Here is an 858-nt window from a genome sequence, read left to right as displayed (position 1 = left end):
CATCCTGCCTCAACGCCAGAAGCGCCTCGTGTTGACAAAGGCGTCGTGCGCTTCCGCGGCGTCCTCAAGAAGCTTGGACTTCTCTTCAGCGTTGAAGAGATCCTTCGCCCCAGCCACCTCCGAAAGCTCCAGCGCTGCCAGCATATCGGGGGCGGTGGCGATATCGTTGAGGCTTCCGAGTTGGTCCTGCAGGTCCTTCAGGGCCTTGATGAACCGTCGATGGCGTTTGGCTTCCGTCTTGTTGTTGTAAAGCGGCTCGAAGAACTCCGCCGCATAGCGCAGTTTCTTTGCGGCGATGCGCACTTTATGACGGCTCTCGTCATCGGCATCGATGAGGTTGTCGCCGTCCTTCGCCACCTTTTTCCGAAATTTATCAAATACCATCGAGGCGAAATCCGTTGACGACTGCTCGTCCGATTGGGTTCGCCAGTCCCCGAGGGAAATCCACTCGGTGGCATCGATCGTCAAGGAGCGGGCACGCGTTGAGGAGAGCGATGCTTCGACCGCCGCATAGGCGTCGTCGCGCGCGTCTTGAAGACGGCCTGAAAGAGCCTCGCTCGAAGTGCGGTCGATCATCACGTCGATATTGCGCGCATCGCCAAGTTCCGAGGCGAGCCATTTCAATTCTCCTCGCAGGTGGTCGAAACGGCTGTCATCGAACAAGGACTTGGAGATCGAGAATAGGGAGCGCAACCGTCGCAGCGACACACGAGCCTGGTGCAGGGACTCGGCATCGCGGGACCAGCCCAGCGCCGTTTCATTGAGACGAAACTGTCTGAGACAGGCCACTGCAATGCGCGCGATAGCCGTTGCTGCGCTCATATCGGACGAGAGCGGGGTCGAAGCCGCTTTCACAGC

Annotated in this window: 1 protein-coding gene; it reads right to left on the bottom strand. The window is 59.1% G+C overall.

Going from position 1 to position 858, the window contains the following annotated elements; genetic code table 11:
- Window positions 1–9 precede the first annotated feature (9 nt).
- A partial coding sequence (locus AC0L16_RS33510; RefSeq protein ID WP_473625803.1) for a CHAD domain-containing protein occupies window positions 10–858 on the bottom strand: 849 nt, incomplete at its 5' end.

This window comes from Mesorhizobium sp. WSM4848, assembly GCF_055811375.1.
This window is presented reverse-complemented; position numbering and strand designations above follow the sequence as displayed.